29 protein-coding genes and 1 tRNA gene are annotated in these 24,213 nt (G+C 72.9%); 16 read left to right on the top strand and 14 right to left on the bottom strand.

Features of this window, described 5'->3' with window-relative positions; genetic code table 11:
* The first annotated feature begins 33 nt into the window (after window positions 1-33).
* On the top strand, window positions 34-1,020 hold the full coding sequence (locus JOF41_RS02805; RefSeq protein WP_189221959.1) for an aldo/keto reductase family protein: 987 nt from the start codon (window positions 34-36) through the stop codon (window positions 1,018-1,020).
* A gap of 39 nt (window positions 1,021-1,059) precedes the next feature.
* On the opposite strand, the gene JOF41_RS02800 is transcribed toward JOF41_RS02805, so the two are convergent.
* Together JOF41_RS02800 and JOF41_RS02795 are read right to left on the bottom strand one after the other, a co-directional pair.
* Window positions 1,060-1,236, bottom strand: a complete 177-nt coding sequence (locus tag JOF41_RS02800; protein WP_209615910.1) for a DUF397 domain-containing protein — start codon at window positions 1,234-1,236, stop codon at window positions 1,060-1,062.
* On the bottom strand, window positions 1,229-2,089 hold the full coding sequence (locus tag JOF41_RS02795) for a DUF5753 domain-containing protein (RefSeq protein WP_209615907.1): 861 nt from the start codon (window positions 2,087-2,089) through the stop codon (window positions 1,229-1,231). Before JOF41_RS02795 ends, JOF41_RS02800 begins: the two co-directional genes overlap by 8 nt.
* A 122-nt stretch (window positions 2,090-2,211) precedes the next feature.
* Between JOF41_RS02795 and JOF41_RS02790 the strand changes: the two genes are divergently transcribed.
* The gene (locus JOF41_RS02790; RefSeq protein WP_209615905.1) at window positions 2,212-3,024 is read left to right on the top strand and encodes a tetratricopeptide repeat protein; all 813 of its coding nucleotides are present in this window, start codon (window positions 2,212-2,214) and stop codon (window positions 3,022-3,024) included.
* Window positions 3,025-3,364: 340 nt separating this feature from the next.
* Here JOF41_RS02790 and JOF41_RS02785 read toward each other — a convergent pair whose 3' ends face one another.
* Entirely contained in the window at window positions 3,365-3,568 is a 204-nt protein-coding gene (locus JOF41_RS02785; protein ID WP_189221964.1) for a hypothetical protein, read from the bottom strand.
* A gap of 76 nt (window positions 3,569-3,644) precedes the next feature.
* Between JOF41_RS02785 and cobU the strand changes: the two genes are divergently transcribed.
* From cobU to JOF41_RS02765, 4 genes are all read left to right on the top strand, one after another.
* Window positions 3,645-4,187 (top strand): bifunctional adenosylcobinamide kinase/adenosylcobinamide-phosphate guanylyltransferase, encoded by a 543-nt coding sequence (cobU, locus tag JOF41_RS02780; RefSeq protein WP_209615902.1) that lies wholly within the window; start codon window positions 3,645-3,647, stop codon window positions 4,185-4,187.
* 31 nt (window positions 4,188-4,218) lie between these two features.
* Window positions 4,219-5,256 carry a nicotinate-nucleotide--dimethylbenzimidazole phosphoribosyltransferase gene (cobT, locus tag JOF41_RS02775; protein ID WP_209615898.1) on the top strand — a complete coding sequence of 346 codons (1,038 nt, stop codon included), beginning with the start codon at window positions 4,219-4,221 and terminating at the stop codon, window positions 5,254-5,256.
* Entirely contained in the window at window positions 5,256-5,972 is a 717-nt protein-coding gene (gene cobS / locus JOF41_RS02770; protein WP_209615895.1) for an adenosylcobinamide-GDP ribazoletransferase, read from the top strand. Before cobT ends, cobS begins: the two co-directional genes overlap by 1 nt.
* A 77-nt stretch (window positions 5,973-6,049) precedes the next feature.
* Entirely contained in the window at window positions 6,050-6,547 is a 498-nt protein-coding gene (locus JOF41_RS02765) for a VanZ family protein (protein ID WP_189221967.1), read from the top strand.
* On the opposite strand, the gene JOF41_RS02760 is transcribed toward JOF41_RS02765, so the two are convergent.
* Together JOF41_RS02760 and JOF41_RS02755 are read right to left on the bottom strand one after the other, a co-directional pair.
* Entirely contained in the window at window positions 6,534-7,634 is a 1,101-nt protein-coding gene (locus JOF41_RS02760) for a branched-chain amino acid aminotransferase (RefSeq protein WP_209615892.1), read from the bottom strand. The two genes, JOF41_RS02765 and JOF41_RS02760, sit on opposite strands and share 14 nt — an antisense overlap.
* 16 nt (window positions 7,635-7,650) lie before the next feature.
* Window positions 7,651-8,913 (bottom strand): APC family permease, encoded by a 1,263-nt coding sequence (locus JOF41_RS02755; RefSeq protein ID WP_209615889.1) that lies wholly within the window; start codon window positions 8,911-8,913, stop codon window positions 7,651-7,653.
* A gap of 195 nt (window positions 8,914-9,108) precedes the next feature.
* Between JOF41_RS02755 and JOF41_RS02750 the strand changes: the two genes are divergently transcribed.
* The gene (locus JOF41_RS02750) at window positions 9,109-10,602 is read left to right on the top strand and encodes a leucyl aminopeptidase (RefSeq protein WP_209615886.1); all 1,494 of its coding nucleotides are present in this window, start codon (window positions 9,109-9,111) and stop codon (window positions 10,600-10,602) included.
* Window positions 10,603-10,642: 40 nt separating this feature from the next.
* Here JOF41_RS02750 and JOF41_RS02745 read toward each other — a convergent pair whose 3' ends face one another.
* Complete coding sequence (locus JOF41_RS02745; protein ID WP_189221970.1) at window positions 10,643-10,966, bottom strand: oxidoreductase; 324 nt, start codon at window positions 10,964-10,966, stop codon at window positions 10,643-10,645.
* Between the two features lie 174 nt (window positions 10,967-11,140).
* On the opposite strand from JOF41_RS02745, the gene lpdA reads away from it, so the two are divergent.
* The 7 genes from lpdA to JOF41_RS02710 all read left to right on the top strand — a co-directional run bounded on the left by lpdA (window position 11,141) and on the right by JOF41_RS02710 (window position 18,262).
* Entirely contained in the window at window positions 11,141-12,511 is a 1,371-nt protein-coding gene (gene lpdA / locus JOF41_RS02740; RefSeq protein WP_189221971.1) for a dihydrolipoyl dehydrogenase, read from the top strand.
* Between the two features lie 54 nt (window positions 12,512-12,565).
* Entirely contained in the window at window positions 12,566-14,332 is a 1,767-nt protein-coding gene (sucB, locus tag JOF41_RS02735; RefSeq protein WP_209615883.1) for a 2-oxoglutarate dehydrogenase, E2 component, dihydrolipoamide succinyltransferase, read from the top strand.
* Window positions 14,333-14,477: 145 nt separating this feature from the next.
* A complete protein-coding gene (locus JOF41_RS02730) occupies window positions 14,478-15,368 on the top strand; it encodes a TIGR01777 family oxidoreductase (protein WP_189221973.1) in 891 nt (296 codons plus the stop codon).
* The gene (locus JOF41_RS02725) at window positions 15,368-15,973 is read left to right on the top strand and encodes a phosphatase PAP2 family protein (protein WP_209615881.1); all 606 of its coding nucleotides are present in this window, start codon (window positions 15,368-15,370) and stop codon (window positions 15,971-15,973) included. The genes JOF41_RS02730 and JOF41_RS02725 overlap by 1 nt, the downstream gene beginning before the upstream one ends.
* Window positions 15,960-16,703, top strand: a complete 744-nt coding sequence (gene lipB, locus JOF41_RS02720) for a lipoyl(octanoyl) transferase LipB (protein WP_209615878.1) — start codon at window positions 15,960-15,962, stop codon at window positions 16,701-16,703. Before JOF41_RS02725 ends, lipB begins: the two co-directional genes overlap by 14 nt.
* A gap of 61 nt (window positions 16,704-16,764) precedes the next feature.
* Window positions 16,765-17,781, top strand: a complete 1,017-nt coding sequence (locus tag JOF41_RS02715; protein WP_209615875.1) for a serine hydrolase — start codon at window positions 16,765-16,767, stop codon at window positions 17,779-17,781.
* A gap of 1 nt (window position 17,782) precedes the next feature.
* Window positions 17,783-18,262, top strand: coding sequence for an ArsR/SmtB family transcription factor (locus JOF41_RS02710; RefSeq protein WP_209615870.1), 480 nt, complete (start codon window positions 17,783-17,785; stop codon window positions 18,260-18,262).
* On the opposite strand, the gene JOF41_RS02705 is transcribed toward JOF41_RS02710, so the two are convergent.
* Window positions 18,247-19,182: an LLM class F420-dependent oxidoreductase gene (locus tag JOF41_RS02705; RefSeq protein ID WP_209615867.1), complete on the bottom strand. Its 936-nt coding sequence runs from the start codon at window positions 19,180-19,182 to the stop codon at window positions 18,247-18,249. The two genes, JOF41_RS02710 and JOF41_RS02705, sit on opposite strands and share 16 nt — an antisense overlap.
* 82 nt (window positions 19,183-19,264) lie before the next feature.
* Between JOF41_RS02705 and JOF41_RS02700 the strand changes: the two genes are divergently transcribed.
* Both JOF41_RS02700 and lipA read left to right on the top strand, forming a co-directional pair.
* Window positions 19,265-20,191 (top strand): oxidoreductase, encoded by a 927-nt coding sequence (locus JOF41_RS02700; RefSeq protein WP_209615864.1) that lies wholly within the window; start codon window positions 19,265-19,267, stop codon window positions 20,189-20,191.
* Window positions 20,192-20,205: 14 nt separating this feature from the next.
* Entirely contained in the window at window positions 20,206-21,210 is a 1,005-nt protein-coding gene (lipA, locus tag JOF41_RS02695) for a lipoyl synthase (RefSeq protein ID WP_189221980.1), read from the top strand.
* On the opposite strand, the gene JOF41_RS02690 is transcribed toward lipA, so the two are convergent.
* The 7 genes from JOF41_RS02690 to JOF41_RS02660 form a co-directional block, all read right to left on the bottom strand.
* Complete coding sequence (locus JOF41_RS02690) at window positions 21,185-22,231, bottom strand: saccharopine dehydrogenase family protein (protein WP_209615862.1); 1,047 nt, start codon at window positions 22,229-22,231, stop codon at window positions 21,185-21,187. The genes lipA and JOF41_RS02690 overlap by 26 nt on opposite strands.
* Before the next feature lie 164 nt (window positions 22,232-22,395).
* Complete coding sequence (locus JOF41_RS02685) at window positions 22,396-22,686, bottom strand: hypothetical protein (RefSeq protein WP_209615859.1); 291 nt, start codon at window positions 22,684-22,686, stop codon at window positions 22,396-22,398.
* A 70-nt stretch (window positions 22,687-22,756) separates the two neighbouring features.
* Window positions 22,757-23,029 carry a hypothetical protein gene (locus JOF41_RS02680; protein WP_209615856.1) on the bottom strand — a complete coding sequence of 91 codons (273 nt, stop codon included), beginning with the start codon at window positions 23,027-23,029 and terminating at the stop codon, window positions 22,757-22,759.
* A complete protein-coding gene (locus JOF41_RS02675) occupies window positions 22,996-23,208 on the bottom strand; it encodes a hypothetical protein (protein WP_209615853.1) in 213 nt (70 codons plus the stop codon). Before JOF41_RS02675 ends, JOF41_RS02680 begins: the two co-directional genes overlap by 34 nt.
* A gap of 122 nt (window positions 23,209-23,330) precedes the next feature.
* A complete protein-coding gene (locus tag JOF41_RS02670) occupies window positions 23,331-23,513 on the bottom strand; it encodes a hypothetical protein (RefSeq protein WP_189221985.1) in 183 nt (60 codons plus the stop codon).
* A 134-nt stretch (window positions 23,514-23,647) separates the two neighbouring features.
* Window positions 23,648-23,722, bottom strand: a tRNA-Val gene (locus tag JOF41_RS02665).
* 24 nt (window positions 23,723-23,746) lie between these two features.
* Window positions 23,747-24,211 (bottom strand): peroxiredoxin, encoded by a 465-nt coding sequence (locus JOF41_RS02660; protein WP_209615851.1) that lies wholly within the window; start codon window positions 24,209-24,211, stop codon window positions 23,747-23,749.
* Window positions 24,212-24,213: the final 2 nt, after the last annotated feature.

The following is a 24,213-nucleotide window of genomic DNA, read 5'->3' as shown; positions in this document are numbered from 1 at the left end:
CAGGACGAAAGACTTCGTATTAGGCTCTCGGGCATGGAGTTCCGACGTCTTGGCCGCAGTGGCCTGAACATCAGCGAGATCTCGTACGGGAACTGGCTCACCCACGGATCGCAGGTCGAGGAGGAGCAGGCGGCGGCTTGCATCCGGGCCGCCCTCGACGCCGGGATCACCACCTTCGACACCGCCGACGCCTACGCCAACACCAAGGCCGAGGAGGTGCTCGGCCGCGCCCTCAAGGGTGAGCGCCGCGCCTCCATCGAGGTGTTCACGAAGGTGTTCTGGCCCACCGGCCCCGGCGGCCCCAACGACAAGGGCCTCGGCCGCAAGCACATCATGGAGTCCATCGACGGCTCCCTCAAGCGCCTCCAGACCGACTACGTCGACCTCTACCAGGCGCACCGGTTCGACCGCACGGTGCCGCTGGAGGAGACGATGCTCGCCTTCGCCGACATCGTCCGCCAGGGCAAGGCGCTCTACATCGGCGTCTCCGAGTGGGACGCCGACCAGATCGCCCGCGGCGCGGCGCTGGCCCGCGAGCTGAGGGTGCCGCTGATCTCCAACCAGCCGCAGTACTCGATGCTGTGGCGGGTCATCGAGTCGCAGGTGGTGCCCACCTCCGAGCGCGAGGGCATCAGCCAGATCGTCTGGTCGCCGATCGCCCAGGGCGTGCTGACCGGCAAGTACCTGCCCGGTCAGCAGCCGCCCGCCGGGTCGCGCGCGACCGACGAGAACGGCTCGAAGTTCATCTCCCGGTTCATGCGCGACGAGGTGCTGGAGAAGGTTCAGCAGCTCAAGCCGCTGGCCGAGGAGGCGGGCCTGACGCTGGCGCAGCTCGCGGTGGCCTGGGTGCTGCAGAACCCGAACGTGGCCTCGGCCATCATCGGCGCCTCCCGCCCCGAGCAGGTGACCGAGAACGTCAAGGCCGTCGGCGTGAAGCTGGAGGCCGAGCTGCTGGAGAAGATCGACGCCGTGCTGGAGGGCGTCGTGGAGACCGACCCGAGGCTGACCGTCAGCCCGTGACACCCGGCGGGGGCGCTCGGACGAGCGCCCCCGCTCCGGTCAGCCCTTCTTCACCCCCACCAGGAACGCGGCGAACGCCGCGCGGCTGAAGCTCAGCGTCCCGGCGTCGCGGTTCTTGGAGTCCCGAACGGCGGTGGAGCCGAGCCCCACCAGGAGTTCGACGCACTGCGGGTTGGTGGAGCTGTAGCTGGACTTGCGCCACTGCTGGTCAGGCATACCGGGTGTCCCTCACTTCTCGGATGAGCTTCGCGGTCCGCTCCGGGCTGAGCGCGAGCTGAGCCGCGTCATCCCACGCAGCGGTCAACACGCCTACCGCACGTTCATCCTCCACTGCCCTCACTCCATCGTGTCCCTCGATGTACACCGACAGCGGCTCGTCCGGTTCGGGGTAGTCGAGCAGGGTCAACGCTCCGAAGTGCGCGCCGTAGGCACCTGCACCGAACGGCAGGACCCGGAGAGTGACATTGTTCTGCTCGCCGACGCACAGCAAGTGCGTCAGCTGCTCGGCCATCAAATCCCGCCCGCCGACAGCCCGGTGAAGCGCCGCCTCGTCGATCAAGGCGTGCAGTTGCAGCGGTTCGGACTCCCTGCTCAGGAGTTCCTGCCTACTGAGGCGTTCATTGGCCGCCTTCTCCGTCCACCCCGTGCCGAAGGTCATGGCCTGCGCCCGGTGGCAGAGCGCCTCGGCATAGCCGCCGAGTTGGAGAAGTCCGGGGATGAGTTGCTGATCAAGCGTCCGTTCGCCTGCCGCTTCACCTTCGTCCATGCGGAATCGCAGGTAGTTCGGCGGCAAGGTCGCCGCGTGCTCTATGACGACCGCGTCCTTGTCGGCCCGCTCCCAGAGCGCGATGCCCTCGGCGAACTCCTCCGGGGTCGCCTTGATGATCATCATGATCGCCAGGAAGGTCGGGTAGCGGGGAAGGTGCGCTCCTGACACCAGGCGGTCGACCGTGTCTCTCGACGTCTTCACGAGCTTGGCGACTTCGGTGGTCTTCAACCCGGTTCGTTCGAGGATCGGCCGCACGTGCCGCCCCAGCTTGCGCTTCGCGCGCGTGGTTCCTACCGCCATGCGGTCACCCTAGCCACTCTCCGTAGCCACTCCGACGCGCGACACCACTCTATTGCGTAAGCGTCTTCTGAGATCGCAAACGATATGGTCCCGGCAACACCGCCGCAAAAAGGAGTCCTCGTATGACTTCACCTGGGGAAGCGCTGCTGGCCGCTCGGCATCTCATGGCCGAGGACGACCCGGACACCGCCGCCAAGCTCCTCCAGTTCCTGTGGGTGCTGCTGCCGAACAACCCGGAGCTGACCAAAGATGAACTGCGGAGCGTGACATTTGATCTGGCGGACCGCTTCCCGTTCTCGCGGTCGGTCCCGCTTCCTCTGCGCGAAGCCGTGGGCGCGTACGTGCGCGCGGGAGACCTCACGACCGCCACCGAAGTCGCGACGCGCATGGTGACGCTGGCACGTGCGCTGTGCCGGGAGGAACCAACCGAGGACACCCTCCACAGCCACGCCTTCGCGCTGGACACGCTCGCGAGCGTCTACCGGCTGCGGGGCATGACCGAGCAGTTCACCGCGTGCCTGGTCGAGCTGATCGACGTGCAGTTCGAGCACGCCAACCCCTGCGGCGCGGCGTGGGGCGTGCGCGAACTGGGCGCGCTGGACCTGCTGGCGGGTGACCTGGACGCGGCGGTGGCGAAGTTCAGCCGCGCCGAGCAGCTGTACCTCGAAAACGGCGAAGACGCCGAGACCTCATCGGAACTGGCGGAGTGCCGCGTGCTGCTGGGGCGAACCGCCCTGGCGCGGGGCGATCGGGACACCGCCCTCGTCCACTTCGCACGAGCACTCGACGGGGTGACCTGCGGCAGCACGCTCGCACGGGAAGTCGAGCGGCTGCGCGACGCCGCGCAGCGCGGTCAGGCGCTGCCGGACACCACCGTGCTGCGAATCGGCGAGTTCGGCACGGTGACTTTCGAACGCCCCTCCCCCACCACTTGACCCACGTCAAACCCCCAACTCCCCAGCCCCTCCTTCCCGTCACACATCACCCATTGGTCCGCGTGTCGCGCACTTCCAAGCCGCGAGTCGAACCTCCAGACACCACGAATTCAACATTCGCGCACGTCGGGTAGTAGTTACCGACCCCCGCACGCCCCTCGGGTAGTACTTGCCGACGCACCAGGGCGGCGCGACCCGCCATCCTTGGCGACCTGCCGCGCGGCGAGCGCACCTCCCGAGCCCCAACGCTCAGTTCGCGCGACCTGAACGTAGAACTCACACGACCTGAGCGTTGAACTCAGGGGTTCTGGGGGTTCGACTCGCGGAGCGAGGGGTGGGGTCAGTCGGCGGGGGAGAGGGACATGGGGCCGTAGACCTCCGACTCGTTGTGCAGGAGGGTCACGCTGGCCACGCCCGCCGCGCGCAGCTCGGGCCAGTGGGCGCTGAGCCAGTCCTCCGCGTCCACCTGGTCGGCGAAGGTGTCCGAACCGGAGGTGTCGACCTCCCGGCCCTGCTCGTCCTGGTACCGCCAGCGGTACTCCACGACGGCCTCCCGCGTTGCGTCCGGGTAACGTTCGACGCCCAGGCTAGGTCGCGCGGGAGAAACGGTGGGGCTTGGTGTGACGCGTCGGACACTCGTGCTGGGCGGCGCGCGGTCGGGGAAGTCCGCGCACGCCGAAGGGCTGCTCACGGCCGACGCGGCGACCTACGTGGCCACCGCGCGGCGCTACCCCGACGACCCGGACTGGGGGCTGCGCATCGCGCAGCACGTGGCCCGCAGGCCCCCCGCGTGGCGCACCGTCGAGGCGCCCGCCCCCAACGACCTGATCTCCCTGCTGGGCGCGGCCGTCGAGGGCGACCCGCCGATCCTGGTCGACGACCTGGCGACGTGGCTGGTGGGCGTGATGGAGGACGTCGACGCCTGGGAGGGGCGCGGCGTCGGCGAGGTGGAGCGGGAGTGCGCGGCGCTGGTCGAGGCCGTCGCCGCGGTGCGCGCCCGGCTGGTGCTGGTCTCCGCGGAGGTCGGCCTCGGCGTGGTGCCCAGCACCCGTTCTGGCAGGCTCTTCCGCGATCACCTCGGCACGCTCAACGCGCGGCTGGCGGAGGTGTGCGACGAGGTCCTGCTGGTCGTGGCGGGCATCCCGTTGAAGCTGCGCGAGTGAGACCGCCTGGAGCCTGAGGAGGCAGCACCCGATGACCGTCGAGTTCCCACCCGTCGAGGCGCCCAGCGAGAGCGCGCGGCGGGAGGCCGTGGCCCGGCACGCGGTGCTGACCAAGCCGGTCGGTTCGCTGGGCAAGCTGGAGGAGCTGGGCTGCTGGGTGGCCGCCTGCCAGGGCGAGTGCCCGCCCCGGCCGTTCACCCGGCCCCGCGTGATCGTCTTCGCGGGTGACCACGGGGTGGCCCGGCACGGCGTGTCCGCCTACCCCAGCGAGGTCACCGGGCAGATGGTGGCCAACTTCCTGGCCGGTGGCGCGGCGGTGAACGTGCTGGCCAACGCGGCGGGCGCGACGGTGCGCGTGGTGGACGTCGCGGTCGACTCCGACACCCCGGTGAGTGATCTGAAGGTGCGCCGCGGTTCCGGGTCCATCGACCGCGAGGACGCGCTGACCCTCGACGAGGCCGAGCGGGCCGTGGAGGTCGGCAGGCGCGTCGTGGACGACGAGGTGGACGGCGGCGCGGACCTGCTCATCGCCGGTGACATGGGCATCGGCAACACCACCCCGTCCTCGGTGCTGATCGCCGCGCTGACCGGCGCGGAGCCGGTCGCCGTGGTCGGTCGCGGCACCGGCGTGGACGACCGCGGCTGGATGCGCAAGACCGCGGCCATCCGGGACGCGCTGCGCCGGGCCCGGCCGGTGCTGGGCGACCCGGTGCGGCTGCTGGCCACCGCGGGCGGGGCCGACCTGGCGGCGATGGCCGGGTTCCTGGCGCAGGCCGCGGTGCGGCGCACGCCGGTGATCCTGGACGGCCTGGTGGCGGGCGCGGCGGCCGTGCTGGCCGAGGAGCTGGCGCCGGGCGCGCGGGAGTGGTGGGTCGCCGGGCACCGCTCGGCCGAGCCCGCGCACGCGCTGGCGCTGGGGCACCTGGGGCTGGAGCCGCTGCTGGAGTTCGACCTGCGCCTCGGCGAGGGTTCCGGCGCGGTGGTCGCGCTGCCGCTGGTGGTGATGGCGACCCGCGTGCTGGCCGAGATGGCGACCTTCGAGGGCGCGGGCGTCTCCGGGCCCGCCTGATGCGCCTGGCGCTGTCGTGGCTGACCGTGCTGCCGGTGCGGGTGGGCGCGGTGGACGCGCGCGCCGCCCGCCGTGCCATCGCGCTGACGCCGCTGGTCGGCGTGCTGCTGGGTGCGGTGGCGGCGGGCGCGCTGACCGCGCTGGCCCAGCTGGGCGCACCGGGGCTGCTGGCCGGGTTGTTGGTGGTGGGCGGGTTGGGGCTGGCCACCAGGGGGATGCACCTGGACGGGTTGGCCGACACGGCGGACGGCCTTGGCTGCTACGGCCCGCCCGAGCGCGCGCTGGCGGTGATGAAGGACGGCGGCGCGGGGCCGTTCGCGGTGGTCACGCTCGTGGTGGTGCTGGGCGCGCAGGCCGTGGCGCTGGGCGAGGTGCGGTGGGGCGCGGTGGTGCTGGCGCTGACCGCCGGGCGGGCCGCGTTCGTGCTGTGCTGCGTGCGCGGTGTGCCCGCGGCGCGGCCGGAGGGGTTGGGCGCGCTGGTGGCGGGCACGCAGTCGCCGCTGGTCGCGGCGGCCTGGTGGGTGCTGCTGGCCGTGGCCGGGTGGTGGGTGGACCCGTGGCGCGGCCCGGTCGGGGTCGCGCTGGCGGCGCTGCTGGTGGTGCTGCTGCTGCGGCACGTGCGCAGGCGCTTCGGCGGTGTCACCGGGGACGTGCTGGGGGCGGCGTGCGAGACGGCCACGCTCGCGGTGCTGGCGGTGTGCGCACTGGCCCCGTGAGTGCGCCCGTGAGCACGCCCGTGAGCACCGGATGATCGGCGACGACCGCCCGCGAGGGCCGTATGATCGGCTCTCTCATGATCACCGATTTCCTGCTCGACCACTCGGCACTGGTCCCGGTGGCGCTGCTCCTGGTCGCGCTCGTCTGCCTCGGCGTCGGCCACCTGCTCCTGCGCGCCAGGCGGCACGGGCAGCGGATCATGTGGGCGCTGGTGGCGCTGTCCGCGCTGCCGGTCCTCGCGCTGACCCTCGTCCCCACCGCCACCGGCCAAGCGGACTACGTGGGCTGCACGGTCCAGTTCGCCCTCCCGGCGCCGGGCAGGGTGGAGCTGCTGGCCAACGTGGCGCTGTTCTTCCCGCTCGTCTTCTTCGCCACGCTGGCCACCCGGCGTCCGCTGCTGGTGCTCGCGGCCGGGGCGGGCCTGTCCGCCGCGATCGAGGCGTTGCAGGCCCTGGTGCCCGTCATCGGCCGCGCGTGCGACACCAACGACTGGGTGATGAACGGCATCGGGACCGTCGTCGGCGTCCTGCTGGCGCGCGCCGCGATCGCGCTCGCGGCGGTCAGCCGAGCTTGACCATCCAGCCGTGCGGGTCGGCGACCCGGCCCTGCTGGATGCCGGTGAGGTGGTCGCGCAGCTTCATGGTGACCTCGCCGGTCGCCCCGCCGGACACGCTGAACCGGCCGTCGGCGTGCTTGACGTGCCCGACCGGGGTGATGACCGCCGCCGTGCCGCAGGCGAAGACCTCGGTCAGCTCACCCGACTCTGCCTTCTTCTCCCACTCCTCGGTGGAGATCCGGCGCTCCTCGACCGCGTAGCCGAAGTCGGCGGCCAGCCGCAGCAGCGAGTCGCGGGTGATGCCGGGCAGCAGCGAGCCGGACAGCTCGGGGGTGACCACGCGCGCGCCCTCGCCCGAGCCCAGGACGAAGAACAGGTTCATCCCGCCCATCTCCTCGACCCAGCGGCGCTCCACCGCGTCCAGCCACACCACCTGGTCGCAGCCCTGCTCGGCGGCCTGGGCCTGGGCGACCAGGGAGGCCGCGTAGTTGCCCGCGAACTTGGCCGCGCCGGTGCCGCCGGGGGCCGCGCGCACGTACTCGGTGGACAGCCACACCGTCACCGGCTTCAGGCCGCCCGCGAAGTACGAGCCCGCGGGCGAGGCGATGAGCACGTAGAGGTACTCCCCCGCCGGGCGCACGCCCAGGCCCTTCTCGGTGGCGAACAGGTACGGCCGCAGGTACAGCGACGCCTCCGCGTCCGAGGGCACCCAGCGGCCGTCGACCGCGACCAGCTCGCGCAGCGACTCCAGGAACACCTCGTCGGGCAGCTCGGGCATGGCGATGCGGCGGGCCGACGCGCGGAAGCGCGCGGCGTTGGCCTCGGGGCGGAAGGACGCGATCGAGCCGTCGGGCTGGCGGTAGGCCTTGAGCCCTTCGAAGATCGACTGGCCGTAGTGCAGCACCATCGCCGCCGGGTCCAGCTCCAGCGGGCCGTAGGGGCGCACCTCGGCGCTGTGCCAGCCCTGGTCGCGCCCCCAGCGGATGGTCACCATGTGGTCGGTGAAGTGCTGCCCGAAGCCCGGCTTGGCGAGTACCTCCGCAACGCGCTCCGGGGTCGCCGGCTGCGGGGCGGGGATCCGGCTGAAAGGCAACGCGGTCGTCATGCGAGCACAGTAGCTCTCACTTCGACCTCAGAAAATCGCCGTCCCGACGCTCGGACGTCCCACCATCCGGCCGAGGGGTGGACCGGCGTCCGGTCACCCACCCGGACAGCCCGCACAGGCCCGTGCCGACGGCCATCACCACCCCGGTGACCACCAGCGCGCCGGTGGGCGCGCTCATCGCCAGCAGCACCGACAGCGCCAGGCCCAGGCACGCGCCGCGCATCGCCCACGTGCCGCCGTCGGTGAGCATCACGCGCGCGGCGGCGTTGCCGAACCCGTAGTGGAAGGCGGTGCCGCAGGCGCCCACGGCCAGCGCCGCGGACGGCGTCATGAGCAGGCCGGACAGGGCCAGCGCGCCCGCGAGGACCTCCAGCGGCCACCGCCCGCGCACCGGCGGCAGGTCACCGGTGCGGGCCATGCCGCCCAGCGTGCGGCCGGCCGAGGCGAGCACGAACCACAGCGCCGAGCACCCGGCCGCCACCGCGGCCACGCCCAGCAGCGGCAGCAGCCACGCGCCGTCGGCCGCGGTCAGCGCGGTGCGCAGCGGCGCGGGCGAGAGCGCCAGCCGCCACTGCCCGAGCTGGCGGTCCAGCGCGACGGCCACCGCCACGCACAGCGCCAGCACCGAGCCGATCGCCACCGGCACGGCGACGCGCAGCTGCCGCGCGGTGAACACGCGGTCGCCGGGGTGCGGGGCGGTGACGCGCTCGAAGCCGGTGAAGGCGACGAACAGCAGGCAGGCGGCCCCCATCAGGCCGTCGAGGCCCGGTCCCGCCGAGGCCGGGACGGTCTCGGGCGGCGGCAGGGCGAAGCAGGTGGCCACCACCAGCACCAGCGTGCCCACCACCACAGCGGTGAGCACCGCGGTGAGCTTCCCGCTCCACCGCAGCCCGGTGGCGCGCAGCCCGGTGACGACCACGACCACGGCGACCGCGGCGAGCGGCCGGTGCTGGGGGAAGGCGTGCGCGGCGACCGCGCCCGCCAGCGCGGCGGCCACGCCCGCGCGCCCGACCAGGTGGGCGCTGGCGGCGATGCGGGCGGGCCACGGCCCGAGGTGGTCGCGGACGTGGGTGTAGCCGCCCGCCGCGTCGGGTCGGGCGCGGTGCTGTTCGGCGGTGGCGAAGGCGCAGCACAGCGCGGCCAGGGCGGCGACCGCCGCGGCGAGCGGGGTCCACGGGCCCGCCAGCGCGGCGGCGGGCGCGAACCCGCTGAAGATCCCGGCTCCCAGCATCGCGCCGAGGGCGAGCACCGCGGCGCTCGCGCGGGGCGTCACTGTCACCGCTCCACAGTTCCAGATGGAGCGGCCGCTGGCGAACGGCCGCACGGTCGACACCTGTTCGTGTTAATTGTTACTCCGAGCTATCGAAGGTGCCCCGACCGGCCTGCTCCGGCGGACCTCTAGCATTCGACCTGATCCACCTCCGTTCCCGTCGCACGACCAGGAAGTGCCGGGAGGAAGCGCCGAGGAGCCGCAGTGACCGCGCCGAAGCTGGCCATCACCGACAGTGATCTGACCGCCACCGCCGACGCCGTGGTGGTAGGCGTCCTGCAGGGCCCGGACGGCCCAGCGCTGGTGTCCTCCGCCGAGGCGGTGAACGCCGCGTTCGACGGAACGCTGCTGGACGTGCTGGGTGCGCTGGGCGCGTCGGGCAAGGCCGAGGAGGTCGTGGCCGTGCCCACCATGGGCAAGCTGGCCGCCCCGCTGGTGCTGGCCGTGGGCCTGGGCAAGCCGGACGCCGACGGCGCGGTCACCGAGGAGCAGGTGCGCCGCTCCTCCGGCGCCGCCGCCCGCGTGCTGGCGGGCAAGAAGCGCGCCGTGACCACGCTGTCCGCGCTGCACCTGGCCGCCGCCGCCGAGGGCACCCTGCTGGGGGCCTACACCTTCACCGCCTACAAGTCCGCCAAGGGCGACGGGCCGGTGGCGCGGGTCGACCTGGTCGCCCCCGCCGAGGGCACCACCAGGGCGCACCGGGCGACGCTGAAGGCCGCCACCGCGATCGCCGAGGCCGTCACCACCGCCCGCGACCTGGTCAACACCCCGCCCAACGACCTGTACCCGGCCTCGTTCGCCGAGCGCGCCGCCGCGCTGGCCAAGGGCGAGGGCCTGGAGGTCGAGGTGCTCGACGAGAAGGCGCTGCGCAAGCAGGGCTTCGGCGGCATCCTCGGCGTGGGCGGCGGCTCGGCCCGCCCGCCCCGGCTGGTCCGGCTGACCTACCGCGGCCCGAAGGCGGCCAAGAAGGTGGCGCTGGTCGGCAAGGGCATCACCTTCGACACCGGCGGCATCTCCATCAAGCCCGCCGCGGGCATGGACGAGATGACCTCGGACATGAGCGGCGCGGCGGCCGTGGTGGCCACGGTGGTGCTGGCGGCGAAGCTGAAGTACCCGCTGGAGGTCACCGCCTGGGTGCCGATGGCGGAGAACATGCCCAGCGGCTCGGCCTACCGGCCCGGCGACGTGCTGAGCATGTACGGCGGCAAGACCGTCGAGGTGCTCAACACCGACGCCGAGGGCAGGCTGATCCTGTCCGACGCCATCGCGCGGGCCTGCGAGGAGAACCCGGACTACCTGGTGGAGACCTCGACGCTGACCGGCGCGCAGGTGGTGGCGCTGGGCAAGCGCACCGCGGGCGTGATGGGCACCGACGAGTTCCGCGACCGGGTGGCCGCGCTGGGCCGCGCGGTGGGCGAGCAGGCGTGGGCCATGCCGCTGCCCGAGGAGCTGCGCGGCGACCTGGACTCCCGCGTGGCCGACCTGGCCAACGTCACCGGCCATCGCTGGGGCGGGATGCTCGCCGCGGGCCTGTTCCTGCGCGAGTTCGTGGCCGAGGGCGTGCAGTGGGCCCACATCGACGTGGCGGGCCCGGCGTACCACACCGGCGGCCCCTACGGCTACACCGCCAAGGGCGGCACCGGTGTCCCGGTGCGCACCTTGGCCGCCGTGCTGGCCGACATCGCGGCCAACGGCTGACCCGCGCCCCGGCGCTCACCCGCGCGGGTGAGCGCCGGGGTCAGCCCTGCCCGGCGGACTTGCGCCGGGAGTACTCGCGCATCCGCTTGGGGTAGCCGACGATGCCCGCGTCGTAGATCGGGATGCCGAGCTTGCGCGCCAGCTTGCGCGCCCCCTCGGTGCCCTCGACGCGCCGCCGGGTCCACTCGCCGTCGTGCGCGACGAACACCACCGTGGTTTCCGTCACGGTCGTCTTCGGCTCGACGTACGCCTCCACACCACGCCGCTGCGCCGCCCACCGCTCCAGGTGCCCGGTGTCGGTGGACGTGGCCGCCCTGAGCACGCCAGGGCGCTGCTTCCTGCGGAAACGGTCGAAAAGACCCATCCGGCCACCTCCTGCGCCGACTCGAAGCGACCATGGTGCCAGGCGGGGTGTTAAGGGGTGGCCAAATCCTCCCAAGAGGACACCGCGTCATCGCCGCCGCCGGACTAATGACAAGATGGCGATACCCGCGCGCACCCGCGCGAAGTAAGGCATCAAGCTCTCCAGGGAGATCCCGTGACCGACACCTCCGCCGACCTTGTGATCCTCGGTGGCGGATCGGGCGGCTACGCCTGCGCCTTCCGCGCGGCGGAGCTGGGCCTGTCCGTCGTCCTGGTCGAGAAGGACAAGCTGGGGGGCACCTGCCTGCACCGGGGCTGCATCCCGACCAAGGCGCTGCTGCACGCCGCCGAGGTCGCGGACAACGCCCGCGAGGGTGACCAGTTCGGGGTCAAGAGCTCCCTGGAGGGCATCGACATCGCGGGCGTCAACTCCTACAAGGACGGCGTCATCGGCAGGCTCTACAAGGGCCTGCAGGGCCTGGCCAAGGCCAACAAGGTCACCCTGGTCGAGGGCGCGGGCACCTTCGTCGCGCCCAACGCGGTCGAGGTCGACGGGCAGCGCTACGTGGGCAAGAACGTGGTGCTGGCCACCGGCTCCTACGCCCGCAGCCTGCCCGGCCTGGAGATCGGCGGCCGGGTCATCACCAGCGACCAGGCGCTGAACCTGGACTTCGTGCCGGAGAAGGTCGTCGTCCTGGGCGGCGGCGTCATCGGCGTGGAGTTCGCCAGCGTGTGGGCCTCCTTCGGCGCGGACGTGACCATCGTCGAGGCGCTGCCCCGGCTGGTGCCCGCCGAGGACGAGTACGCGTCCAAGCAGCTGGAGCGGGCCTTCCGCAGGCGCGGCATCAAGTTCAAGACCGGCGTGAAGTTCACCGGCGCCACCCAGTCCGAGACCGGCGTGTCGGTCTCGCTGGAGTCCGGCGACGTGCTGGAGGCGGACCTGCTGCTGGTGGCCGTCGGCCGCGGCCCCAACACCGCGGGCCACGGCTACGAGGAGGCGGGCGTCGCCATCGAGCGCGGCTTCGTGGTCACCGACGAGCGGCTGCGCACCAACCTGCCCAACGTCTACGCGGTCGGCGACATCGTGCGCGGCCTGCAGCTGGCCCACCGCGGCTTCCAGCAGGGCATCTTCGTGGCCGAGGAGATCGCCGGGCAGAACCCGAAGGTCATCGACGAGGCGGGCATCCCGCGCGTCACCTACTGCAAGCCGGAGGTCGCCTCGGTCGGCCTCTCCGAGGCCGCGGCCAAGGAGAAGTACGGCTCGGTCGAGACGTTCGTCTACGACCTGGCGGGCAACGGCAAGAGCCAGATCCTGAAGACCGCGGGCGGCGTCAAGCTGGTCAAGGCGCCGGATGGCCCCGTGGTCGGTGTCACCATGGTCGGCGAGCGGGTCGGCGAGCTGATCGGTGAGGCCCAGCTGATCTACAGCTGGGAGGCTCACCCCGAGGACGTGGCGCCGTTGATCCACGCCCACCCGACCCAGACAGAAGCCCTCGGCGAGGCCTTCCTCGCCTTGGCCGGCAAGCCGCTGCACGTGCACGGCTGACCGTCGCACCCCAGTCAGCCGATCCCCGACTTACGCACGAGGAGTCAGCGAACGATGGCCTTCTCCGTCCAAATGCCCGCACTCGGCGAGAGCGTCACCGAGGGCACGGTCACCCGCTGGTTGAAGCAGGAGGGTGACCGCGTCGAGGTCGACGAGCCGTTGCTGGAGGTGTCCACCGACAAGGTCGACACCGAGATCCCGTCGCCCGCGGCGGGCGTCCTGCAGAAGATCGTCGCCCAGGAGGACGAGACCGTCGAGGTCGGCGCCGAGCTGGCGGTGATCGGCGACGGCTCCGACGACGCCGGGTCCGGCGACTCGTCCTCCACCGGCGGCGCCACGCCGTCCGAGGAGGCCGAGGAGGCGACGCCGCGGGCCGAGCAGCCGCAGGCCGAGCCCGAGCCCGCCCCGGAGCCCGCCGCGGCCCCGTCCTCGGGCGGTTCCGCCCAGGGCACCCCGGTGACCATGCCCGCGCTGGGCGAGAGCGTCACCGAGGGCACCGTGACCCGCTGGCTCAAGCAGGTCGGCGACTCGGTCGAGGTGGACGAGCCGCTGCTGGAGGTGTCCACCGACAAGGTCGACACCGAGATCCCGTCGCCGGTGGCGGGCACCCTGCTGGAGATCACCGCGGCCGAGGACGAGACCGTCGACGTCGGCGGCCAGCTCGCGGTCATCGGGTCGGGTTCGCCCGCGCCCGCGCGGCAGGAGGCGCCCAAGCCCCAGCCGGAGGCGCCCAAGCAGCAGGAAGCCCCCAAGCAGGAGGCGCCCAAGCCCGCGCCCCAGCCCGAGGCCCCCAAGCCCCAGCCGGAAGCTCCCAAGCAGGAAGCTCCCCAGCAGCAGGCGCCCAAGCAGCAGGCGGGCGAGGAGACCGGCGGCGGCGCGCCGTACGTCACGCCGCTGGTGCGCAAGCTCGCGTCGGAGCACAACATCGACCTGAGCACGCTGAAGGGCACCGGCGTCGGCGGCCGCATCCGCAAGCAGGACGTGCTGGCCGCGGTCGAGGCCGCCAAGGCCCCGGCCCCCGCCCCGCAGCAGGCCGCCCCGGCCGCGTCCGCCCCGGCCCAGCGGGTCGCCTCCACGCCCGCCGTGGACACCAGCGGCAAGCGCGGCACGGTGCAGAAGCTGCCCCGGCTGCGGCAGATCGTCGCGCAGCGCACCCGCGAGTCGCTGCAGGTCTCGGCCCAGCTGACCCAGGTCTTCGAGGTCGACGTCACCAAGATCGCGCGGCTGCGCTCGCGGGCCAAGGCCGCGTTCGAGCAGCGCGAGGGCACCAAGCTCACCTTCCTGCCGTTCTTCGCCAAGGCGGCGGTCGAGGCGCTCAAGCAGCACCCGGTGCTCAACGCCTCGATCGACGAGGAGAAGAAGGAGGTCGTCTACCACGGCGCCGAGCACCTGGGCATCGCGATCGACACCGAGCGCGGCCTGCTCAACGCGGTGATCCACAACGCGGGCGACCTGAACCTGGCGGGCCTGTCGCACAAGATCGCCGACCTGGCCTCGCGCGCCCGCGCGAACAAGCTGACGCCGGACGAGCTGACCGGCGGCACGTTCTCGCTGACGAACCTGGGCAGCAACGGCGCGCTGTTCGACACCCCGATCATCCAGCAGCCGCAGGTCGGCATCCTGGGCGTCGGCGTGGTCAAGAAGCGCCCCGTGGTGGTCACCGACGAGAACGGCGACGACACCATCGCCATCCGGTCGATGGCCTACCTGGCGCTGACCTACGACCACCGGCTGGTCGACGGCGCGGACGCGGGCCGGTTCCTCACCACCGTGAAGAACCGCCTGGAAGAGGGTGCGTTCGAGGCCGACCTGGGCCTGTAGCGCTCCTCGCGTGGTGTTCGACAGGGCCGCTCCCGGAAACGGGAGCGGCCCTGTCGCGTTCGGGAGGGTCGCGTTCGGGGTACGTGGCGCGACCAACACGGTGACCGCTGTGCAACCGGGCCGCCGCTGAGAGACGATCAACCCCATGCGCGTGGTCATCGCAGGCTCCAGCGGCCTCATCGGCACCAGCCTGGTCGCCGCCCTCCGCGGCGGGGGCCACGAGGTGCTGCGGTTGGTGCGCAGGCGGCCCGCCGCGCCGGACGAGCGCGGCTGGGACCCGCCCGCCGGGCGGCTGGACGACGGCGCGCTGGACGGCGCGGACGCGGTGGTCAACCTGTGCGGCGCGGGCGTGGCCGACAAGCGGTGGAACGACGCGCGCAAGCAGGTGCTGCTGGACAGCCGCACGGTGCCCACCGAGGTGCTGGCCGCCGCGGCGGTCGAGCACGGGGTGCCGGTGCTGGTCAACGCCAGCGCGGTGGGCTACTACGGCGACACCGGGGACGCGCTGGTCGACGAGTCGACCCCGTCCGGCGGCGGGTTCCTGGCCGGGCTGTGCCGGGCCTGGGAGCAGTCGGCGGTGGTCGCCGAGCGCGGCGGCATCCGGGTGGTGCGGCTGCGCACCGGGCTGGTGATCAGCCCGGCGGGCGGGCTGTTCGGCCGGATCAAGCCGCTGTTCTCGTTCTTCCTCGGCGGGCGGCTGGGCGACGGCTCCCAGTACATGCCGTGGATCTCGCTGGACGACGCCACCTCCGCGATTCGCTTCGCGGTGGAGCACGAGGCGGTGCGCGGCCCGGTCAACGTGACCGCGCCCAGCCCGGTCACCAACGCCGAGTTCACCCGCACCCTCGGGCACGCGCTGCACCGGCCCGCGCCGTGGGTGGTGCCCGCGTTCGCGCTGAAGGCGGTGCTCGGCGAGTTGGCCGAGGAGGGCGTGCTGGCCGGTCAGCGGGCGGTGCCGAAGGTGCTGGAGCGGCACGGCTTCCGGTTCCTGCACCCGGCGCTGGGCACCGCGGTGGCGGCGGCCGTGCGGGGGTGATGGCGGTTCTCACGGCGCTGGTCGGCGTGCTGCTCGCGGCGGCATCGGTGGTGCTGGGGCTGCTGGTGCGCGGCGAGGAGCCCGGCGTGGACCGCGGGCTGCACGACGCGGCGCTGCGGCTGGGGCCGGGCTTCGAGCACGCGGGCGCGGTGGTCAGCTTCGTGCTCAGCCCCGGTCTGGCCACCATCGTGCTGGTGTCGCTGGCGCTGCGCGCGTGGCTGGCCAGGGACGTGCTGCTGGTCAAGGGGGCGGTGCTGCTGGGCCTGTGCTGGAGCACGGTGCTGGCGCGGCACGGCTACCAGCGGGTGCGGCCGGTGGACTTCCCGAAGTGGAGCTACCCGAGCGGCCACGTCACGGCGGTGACCGCGGTGGCGTTCACCGGGGTGGTGCTGTGCGGCTGGCTGGCGCGCCGCCACCTGGGCCGGGCGGTGGCGCTGGCGGTGGCGGCGGTGGCGCTGACGGCGGCCAGCCGGGTGGTGCTGCGGATGCACTGGTTCACCGACACGGTGGGGTCGGTGCTGGCCGTAACGGGCGTCGGGTTGGTCGCGAGCCTGGCGCTGGGGCTGCTGCCGCCGGGCGTAGGGTCGAGGGGTGAGCAGCACTGACTCCTCCTGCCGCGCCTCGACCGCCCCCTTCGACGTGCGCGTGCTGGGCACCATCGACTACCTGGCGGCGTGGGACCTCCAGCGCGAGCTGGCCACCGCCCGCGCGGACGACGAGATCGGCGACACCCTGCTCCTGCTGGAGCACCCTCCGGTCTACACCTGCGGCAAGCGCACCGAGGACGACGAGCGCCCCAAGGGCGGCGACACCCCGGTCATCGACGTCGACCGCGGCGGCAAGATCACCTGGCACGGTCCGGGCCAGCTGGTCGGTTACCCGATCGTGAAGCTGACCGAGCCGCTGGACGTGGTCGACTACGTGCGCCGCCTGGAGCAGGCGATCATCCACGTGTGCGACCAGCTGGGCGTGCGCACCGGGCGGGTGGACAAGCGCAGCGGGGTCTGGATCCCCGCCGACGACCGGGGCGTGGAGCGCAAGGTCGCCGCGATCGGCATCCGGGTGCAGCGCGGCGTGACCACGCACGGCTTCGAGATCAACTGCAACGCCTCGCTGGACGCGTTCGGGGAGATCATCCCGTGCGGCATCCGGGACGCGGGCGTGGCCTCGCTGTCGCACGAGCTGGAGCGCGACGTGACCGTGGCGGAGGTGCTGCCGATGGCGCGCGACGCGGTCATCGACGCGCTCAACGGCGACCTGCCGCTGACCGACCGGACGCTGGAGCGCCCCCAGCCCGCCGCCGCGGGTGTGACGTTCGCGGTGCGGACCGGCTGACAACACCTCCTCTCCCCCTCTAGAGTTCCGGAATTACGGACCACCAGAGGGGAGACCGGTCGTGCCCATCACCCGACGGCACCTGCTCACCGCGTGCGGTGCGGCGGGGGCCTCGCTGCTGCTGCCCGCCGCACCCGTCCTCGCCGCCCCCCAGGGGGCAGCGCCCGACGACTGGCTCGGCTGGTTCCGCGCGCACCCGCGCGACGTCGCGGTCGTGCTCGACGACGGCCGCGGCGGCCGGGTAGCGCACCGCCCGCATGAGCCGCAGCCCCTCGCCTCCGCGGTCAAGGTCGTGCACCTGGCCGGGTACGAGCTGGCGGGCCTGGACCCCGAGGAGCGGGTGCGGGTCGGCGACTGGGAGCGGTACTACCTGCCGCTGGACGGGGGCGCGCACCCGGCGGCGCTCGCGGAGCTGGGCATCCCGGCCACCAACGGCATGACCGCCGACGACCCCAACCACGAGGTCCGGCTGGACGACCTGGTCGCGGCGATGATCCGGCACAGCGACAACGCCGCCGCCGACTACCTGCGCCACCGCCTCGGCGAGACCCCGCTGCGGGCCGCCGCGGCGCGGTGCGGCTGGCCGGACGCCCCGGCGCCGTGGGTCCTGGGCGACATGCTGCGGCTGGTCCTGGGCAGGCCGGTGAGCGTCGAGCGGTACCTGCGCGACCCCCAGCTGCAACTGGAGGTCATCGGCCGGTTCCCGGACATCCCGGCCACCTACCAGGGGCAGGTGCCGTGGGCGCGGACCACCTGGCGGGGCACCGCCGCCGGGCTGCACAAGACGCACCGCGCCATCGCGGGCGGCCGGTTCCCCCGCGCGCGGGCGCACCTGGAGGCGGGCAGGCAGCTGCCCGACGGGGTCGCGGGCATCGGGCTCAAGGGCGGGTCGCTGGCGGGCGTGCTCACCCTCGGCTGCGCCGTGCGGTGGGCGGACGGGCGCGTCGGCTCGGCCGCCGTGCTGGTCCAAGAGGTCGACGAGGAGCGCTTCGCCGCCGTCGGGGAGCTGTTCGACCTGGTGCTGCGGGCCCTGCTGGAGCAGGCCGCGCTGCGGGAGTTCCAGGTCGTCCTCTCCTAGGATGACCACGGTGGACCTGCTGCAACGACTGGTCGAGCTGGAGGAGCGCGTCGCCGCGCTGGAGGGCGGGCGCGAGGTCGCCACGCCTCCCGAGGCCGGGGACGGCGGCGCCGTCGGCTACCGGGGCCGGGTGACGCTGGCCGAGGGCCAGGTGGAGTGGCGCATCGACCTGGCGCAGGAGTCCGTGCTGGCGCTGGACGACCGGCCGCGCGTCGAGGTGCTGGCCGCGCTGGCGCACCCGGCTCGGGTGGACATCGTCCGGTCGCTGCTGGACCGCGGCGGACAGCCCGCCGCGGCGCTGCAGGAGGCCGCCCGGCTGGGGTCGACCGGGCAGCTCTACCACCACCTCAAGGCCCTGACCTCGGCGGGCGTGGTGGAGCAGGACAAGCGCGGCAGCTACCGGCTGCGCGCGGGCGCGGTGGTGCCCGTGCTCGTCCTGCTCACCGCGGCCTCCGACGTGGCGGGTCAGCTGCGCAGCTGAGGCGCGACCTCGCCTGCGACCAGCTCGACGTGGTCCAGGTCTGACAGGTCGAGCACCTGGAGGTAGACCCGGCTGATGCCGGTGCGCTCGCGCCACTCGCCCAGCCGCTGCACGACCTCGGCGGGCGTGCCCGCCAGACCGTTGAGCCGCAGCTCGTCGACCTCGCGGCCGATGGCGTCGGCGCGGCGGGAGACCTCCGCGTCGTCCTTGCCCACCGCCACCACCAGCGCCGCGGAGCGGGTGATCTCCGCCGGGTCGCGGCCGATCTCGCGGCAGGCGGCGTCCACGCGGGCGAACTGCTCCACGGCGAAGTCGATGCCCACGAACGGCAGGTTGAACTCGTCCGCGTGCTTGGCCGCCAGCGCGGGCGTGCGCTTGACGCCCTGGCCGCCGATCAGCACCGGGATCCTGGCCTGCGCGGGCTTGGGCAGCGCGGGCGAGTCGGTGAGCTGGTAGTGCTTGCCCTGGAACGAGTACGTCTCGCCCAGCGGCGTGCCCCACAGCCCGGTGATGATGTCCAGCTGCTCCTCGTAGCGCTCGAACCGCTCGCGGACGGGCGGGAACGGCAGGCCGTAGGCGGTGTGCTCGGCCTCGTACCAGCCCGCGCCGAGGCCGAACTCCACCCGGCCGCCGGACATCTGGTCCACCTGCGCCACGCTGATCGCCAGCGGGCCGGGGTAGCGGAACGTGGCCGCGGTCATCAGCGTGCCCAACCGGATGGTCCGGGTCTCGCGCGCCAGTCCCGCGAAGGTGATCCACGGGTCGGTGGGGCCGGGCAGGCCGTCGACCGAGCCCATCTTCAGGTAGTGGTCGGAGCGGAAGAACGCGCCGTAGCCCGCGTCCTCGGCGGTGCGGGCCACGCGGAGCAGGTCGTCGTAGGAGGCCCCTTGCTGGGGCTCGGTGAAGATCCGGAGTTCCACGCCCCCAAGCTAACGGCGTCGACCGCGAGATCGCGATTCGGCTCCCGATCGGGGAGCGGCTCCCGGCTGGTAATCATGACGCATGGCGAAGTGGACTGAGGCGGACATTCCCGACCAGAGCGGCCGGACCGCGCTGGTGACCGGCGCGAACTCGGGGCTGGGGCTGCGCACGGCCCAGGTGCTCAGCGGCCGGGGCGCGCGGGTGCTGATGGCCTGCCGCTCCCCCGAGCGCGGGCAGCGGGCGCTGGAGCGCGTGCTGGCGGGCGGCGGCGAGGCCGAGCTGGTGCGGCTGGACCTGGCCGACCTGGCGTCCGTGCGCGCGGCCGCCGCCTCGGTGCGCGAGCTGACCGGGGACGCGCTGGACCTGCTGGTGAACAACGCGGGCGTGATGGGCGGGCCGCTGCGCCGCACCGCCGACGGCTTCGAGCTCCAGTTCGGCACCAACCACCTCGGGCACGCCGCGCTGACCTGGCTGCTGATGCCCGCGCTGCGCGCCCGGCCGGGCGCGCGCGTGGTGACCGTGTCCAGCCTGATGCACTCCGTCGGCGCGCTCGACCTCGCCGACCCGAACTACGAGGTGCGCAAGTACCGCCAGTGGCACGCCTACGGCCAGTCCAAGCTGGCCAACCTGCTGTTCGCCCGCGAGCTGGACCGCAGGCTGCGCGCCGCCGGGCTGGACGTGACCTCCGTCGCGGCGCACCCCGGCACCACGGCCACCGAGCTGAGCGCCAACACGGCCCGCGCGCACGGCAGCAGCGTCATGGAACTGGGCAACAAGATCATCGGCCGGTTCTCCCAGCCGGTCGAGGTGGGCGCGTTGCCGCAGCTCTACGCGGCCACCGCGGCGGGAGCCGAGGGCGGCGGCTACTACGGCCCTGACGGGTTCCGCGGGATGCGCGGCCACCCCGCCCCGGCGACCTCCAGCGCGGCCTCCCGCGACGAGCTGGCGGCGGCCCGGCTGTGGGACCTCACCGCCGAGCTCACGGGCGTCGCGCCCGACCCGGCGTGACGTAGTGTTGACCCGTGACCGTCGTACCTGAGGGTCGGAAGCTGCTGCGCCTGGAAGTGCGCAACAGCCAAACGCCCATCGAGAAGAAGCCCTCCTGGATCAAGACCAAGGCGAAGATGGGTCCCGAGTACCGGGAGCTCAAGGGCCTGGTCAAACGCGAGGGCCTGCACACGGTGTGCGAGGAGGCGGGCTGTCCCAACATCTACGAGTGCTGGGAGGACCGCGAGGCGACGTTCCTCATCGGCGGTGAGCAGTGCACCCGCCGCTGCGACTTCTGCCAGATCGACACGGGCAAGCCCGCCGACCTGGACCGCGACGAGCCGCGCCGGGTCGCCGAGTCGGTGCAGGCGATGGGCCTGCGCTACTCGACGGTGACCGGCGTGGCCCGCGACGACCTGCCCGACGGCGGCGCGTGGCTGTACGCCGAGACGGTCCGCCAGATCCACGCGCTCAACCCCGGCACGGGCGTCGAGCTGCTGATCCCGGACTTCAACGCGGTGCCCGAGCAGCTGGCCGAGGTGTTCGACTCCCGGCCCGAGGTGCTGGCGCACAACCTGGAGACCGTGCCGCGGATCTTCAAGCGCATCCGGCCCGCGTTCCGCTACGAGCGGTCGCTGGAGGTCATCACGCGCGCCCGCGAGGCGGGCCTGGTGACCAAGTCCAACCTGATCCTGGGCATGGGCGAGACGCCGGAGGAGGTCACCGCCGCGCTGCGCGACCTGCACGGGGCGGGCTGCGAGATCATCACCATCACGCAGTACCTGCGGCCCTCGCCGCGGCACCACCCGGTCGAGCGCTGGGTGAAGCCGGAGGAGTTCCTGGTGCACAAGGAGACCGCCGAGTCGATCGGCTTCAGCGGCGTGATGGCGGGCCCCCTGGTGCGCTCGTCCTACCGCGCGGGGCGGCTCTACGCCCAGGCGGTGACCAAGCGCGGCGACGCGCTGCCGGAGAACCTGCGGCACCTGCTGGAGGCGGGCGGCGCGGCGCAGGAGGTCACGTCGCTGCTCTCGGCTCGCTGAGCACCACGCCGTCCAGCTCCAGCGCGTAGTGCGCGCCGAAGGCGCTGGACGGCGTGTGGCAGCCGGGTTCGACCCGGTCCGGCCCGCGGGTCAGCGCGGTGATCGCGCGGACCACCGAGTCCGCCGTGAGGCTGTAGGGGTTGGGGCAGGTCAGCGCCGCCTGCACGCGGTTGCCGCGATCGTCGCGGACCTCGCCCCAGACCTCGGCGCGGGTCTTGGCGCGGGTGCTCGCGCCGGGACCGCCGACCACCCGTCCCAGCAGGGCCTTGCCCAGCGCCCGCACCGGTGGCAGGCGCAGCAGGGGCGCCAGCGCGCCCTGCGCGACGGCCGCGAAACCGGGCAGCGCGGTGAACGTGGTGATGTTCGGGATGCCGGTGGAGCGGTAGGCGGTGCTCACGTCGCCCCACGGGATGGCGACCACCTCGCGCGGCCCCGACCGGAACCCCGCCACCCGCTTGCGGTGCCCCACCGGCACGGCGCGGATCTCGCCGTCCACGCGGGCCCTGCCACCGCTCCCGGCTCCTTCCAGGGCGGTCCGCGCGGTGCCCGCGCTGGCCCCGCCGCCGACGACGAAGGCCAGGTCCAGGTGCGTGGCCGAGGGCAGGGCCCGGTGCAGCAGCGCGGCCAGGCAGTCGGTCGGCACGACGTCGAAACCGGCACCGGGCAGCAGCACGACCCCGGCGGCCACCGCGTCGTCGTGGCGGCGCGCGACGGCTTCGAAGACGTCGATCTCGCCGGTGATGTCGACGTAGTGGGTGCGCGTGTCCAGGCAGGCGCGCACCATCGGGGCGGAGGTGGCGGAGAACGGGCCCGCGCAGTGCGCCACGGCGTCGATGTCGCGCAGGTGCTCGGCGGCGTCCCGCAAGTCGAACGCGCGGTGCTCCAGGCCCAGCTCGCGCGCCAGGGGTTCGAGCTTGTCGCGGGAGCGGCCCGCCAGCACCGGCCGCTCCCCCGCCGCCACGGCGCGCTCGGCCACGAGCGCGCCGGTGTAGCCGTTGGCGCCGTAGACCATCCACGTCATGCCCCGGAAGCTACCAGCGAGTAGCACGGCGTGCCGAACACCGCCCACCCGCACCCGATGCCTCGGCAAGTACTACCCGACGGGGCCGGGAGGGCCGGTAACTACTACCCGACGTGCGCGAACGCGGAGTTCGGGGTGTCCGGGGGTTCGACTCGCGGGGTGGACTAGGAGGCGGAGCGGCGTCGGGCGATCGCTCCGCCTGCCAGGAGCAGCAGGCCGAGCACCGCCACCGGCGCCGCCCAGGCGAGCCGCTCGGCGCGCAGTTCTCCGCAGATTTCGGGCAATGCTTCGGACTCGGCTTCCAGCTCGATGTCGTCGTACCCCATGCCCACGCTGTTGCCGCAGGACACGGAAAGCCCCGAGGGGGAATCGGTTTCCAGCGGCAGGAGCATGATCAACAAACCGGCGAGCAGAAAGGCCGCGCCGACCACCGCGGTGACCGTCCTGGGCGACATGGCGCAACATTACGATGTGTGATGCCGATCGCCTAGGGGGTTGACGGATTAGGGGGTGAACCGTCGTCCCCTAACGGGCCGAATGCCGCAAGTGACCACCGGTCGACGTGGGAACGCGGTTCCTCGCCCCGATCGGTGACGGCGCTACGACGCGCTCAGCGAGTTCGGCGATCCGCACCATTTGAGACGTCGGCGCGCGAAGCGCGGCGGTGAACGGCGACGACCGGTCGTCGGTGTCGTCCAGGACCGCCAGGGTGGCGAGTACAACGGCCACACAAAGGCCGGCCACCACCAAGCCGATGATGGCGATCAGAACCCTGGAGCCGACACCCGGTTGATCCACGCGCGCAGGCTATCGCCCTGGGAACCGCCCTCGACCAGGTCGACCAGGTCGACCAGTTCCGGGCAGGCTTCGGGGACGTCCCACAACTCCAGCAGGCTCGACACGGCGCGGGCGATGTCGGCATAGCGGCTGTCGGGCAGCCCGGAGGGGAGTTCCACCCGCAGCTCCGGACGATCCATGCGCCCCAGCATTGCCGTCACGCGCACGCGAGGGCAATACCACGATCGTGCGCTATTCAGCGGTGGAAATGACCTGGACTGATCACCGCATTTCAGAAGTGACGGGCGTCACTCCCGGTCGGCTAACCGCAGCGCTCCAGCTCCGCCTCGCAGACGCACACCTGCCCGACCACGCCGATCAGCAGCGGGCACACGCCCGGAACGCCCCACAGCTCCAGCAGGCTGGCCACGGCGTGCCGAATGCCGTCGTAGTGCTGCGGGGGCAAGTCGGGCGGGAGCTTGAGATGGAGCTCCAGGTGACTCATGCCCCACAGAATCACCGTTGCGCCGGAGCAACGCAACCCCCGTTCGAGCTACTCCGACCATTCTTCGTGGAATTTGGAATCAATGGTTCGAAACCACGGGCGAATAGTTCGGAACATTTTCGTGACGGGGTGGGTGGTGGGCGCGGCAGGATTCGAACCTGCGACCGCTCGGGTGTAAACCGAGTGCTCTTCCACTGAGCTACGCGCCCGTCGGGCGGGCCCCGGCGGGCGGGCTACCCCCGCAGTGCCGCCACGGCCCTCTTCCACGTCTCCTGGTCCCGCGGCTCACCGGGACCGCGGACCTCGGCGAACCGGACCACGCCCCCGGTGTCGACCAGGAACGTCCCCCGCGTCGCCACCCCGGCGCGCTCGTGGAACGCGCCGTAGGCCCTGGCCACCTCACCGTGCGGCCAGAAGTCCGACAGCAGCGGGAACGGGAACCCCTGCTGCTCCGACCAGACCTTGAGGCTGTACGGCGTGTCCACCGAGACCCCGAGCACCTGGACGTTCCCGTCATCGTAGACGGCGATCTCGTCGCGCACCCGGCCCAGTTCGCCGGTGCACGTGCCGCTGAACGCGAACGGGAAGAACACCAGCAGCACGTTGCGCTCGCCGCGGAACGACGACAGCGCGACGGGCCGCCGGTGGACGTCCTCCAGGGTGAAGTCCGGGGCGGGCCCGCCGACTCCCACCGCCATGC

It is taken from the genome of Saccharothrix coeruleofusca (genome assembly GCF_017876325.1).
In the GTDB taxonomy this organism is placed as follows: Bacteria; Actinomycetota; Actinomycetes; order Mycobacteriales; family Pseudonocardiaceae; genus Actinosynnema; species Actinosynnema coeruleofuscum.
This window is presented reverse-complemented; position numbering and strand designations above follow the sequence as displayed.

Coding starts and splice junctions, on each gene's coding strand:
- JOF41_RS02805 (WP_189221959.1), top strand. CDS start 34: ATGGAGTTCCGACGTCTTGGCCGCAGTGGCCTGAACATCAGCGAGATC.
- JOF41_RS02800 (WP_209615910.1), bottom strand. CDS start 1,236: ATGCCTGACCAGCAGTGGCGCAAGTCCAGCTACAGCTCCACCAACCCG.
- JOF41_RS02795 (WP_209615907.1), bottom strand. CDS start 2,089: ATGGCGGTAGGAACCACGCGCGCGAAGCGCAAGCTGGGGCGGCACGTG.
- JOF41_RS02790 (WP_209615905.1), top strand. CDS start 2,212: ATGACTTCACCTGGGGAAGCGCTGCTGGCCGCTCGGCATCTCATGGCC.
- cobT (WP_209615898.1), top strand. CDS start 4,219: ATGACCGTCGAGTTCCCACCCGTCGAGGCGCCCAGCGAGAGCGCGCGG.
- cobS (WP_209615895.1), top strand. CDS start 5,256: ATGCGCCTGGCGCTGTCGTGGCTGACCGTGCTGCCGGTGCGGGTGGGC.
- JOF41_RS02765 (WP_189221967.1), top strand. CDS start 6,050: ATGATCACCGATTTCCTGCTCGACCACTCGGCACTGGTCCCGGTGGCG.
- JOF41_RS02760 (WP_209615892.1), bottom strand. CDS start 7,634: ATGACGACCGCGTTGCCTTTCAGCCGGATCCCCGCCCCGCAGCCGGCG.
- JOF41_RS02745 (WP_189221970.1), bottom strand. CDS start 10,966: ATGGGTCTTTTCGACCGTTTCCGCAGGAAGCAGCGCCCTGGCGTGCTC.
- sucB (WP_209615883.1), top strand. CDS start 12,566: ATGGCCTTCTCCGTCCAAATGCCCGCACTCGGCGAGAGCGTCACCGAG.
- JOF41_RS02730 (WP_189221973.1), top strand. CDS start 14,478: ATGCGCGTGGTCATCGCAGGCTCCAGCGGCCTCATCGGCACCAGCCTG.
- JOF41_RS02725 (WP_209615881.1), top strand. CDS start 15,368: ATGGCGGTTCTCACGGCGCTGGTCGGCGTGCTGCTCGCGGCGGCATCG.
- JOF41_RS02710 (WP_209615870.1), top strand. CDS start 17,783: ATGACCACGGTGGACCTGCTGCAACGACTGGTCGAGCTGGAGGAGCGC.
- JOF41_RS02700 (WP_209615864.1), top strand. CDS start 19,265: ATGGCGAAGTGGACTGAGGCGGACATTCCCGACCAGAGCGGCCGGACC.
- JOF41_RS02690 (WP_209615862.1), bottom strand. CDS start 22,231: ATGACGTGGATGGTCTACGGCGCCAACGGCTACACCGGCGCGCTCGTG.
- JOF41_RS02685 (WP_209615859.1), bottom strand. CDS start 22,686: ATGTCGCCCAGGACGGTCACCGCGGTGGTCGGCGCGGCCTTTCTGCTC.
- JOF41_RS02675 (WP_209615853.1), bottom strand. CDS start 23,208: ATGGATCGTCCGGAGCTGCGGGTGGAACTCCCCTCCGGGCTGCCCGAC.
- JOF41_RS02670 (WP_189221985.1), bottom strand. CDS start 23,513: ATGAGTCACCTGGAGCTCCATCTCAAGCTCCCGCCCGACTTGCCCCCG.
- JOF41_RS02660 (WP_209615851.1), bottom strand. CDS start 24,211: ATGGCGGTGGGAGTCGGCGGGCCCGCCCCGGACTTCACCCTGGAGGAC.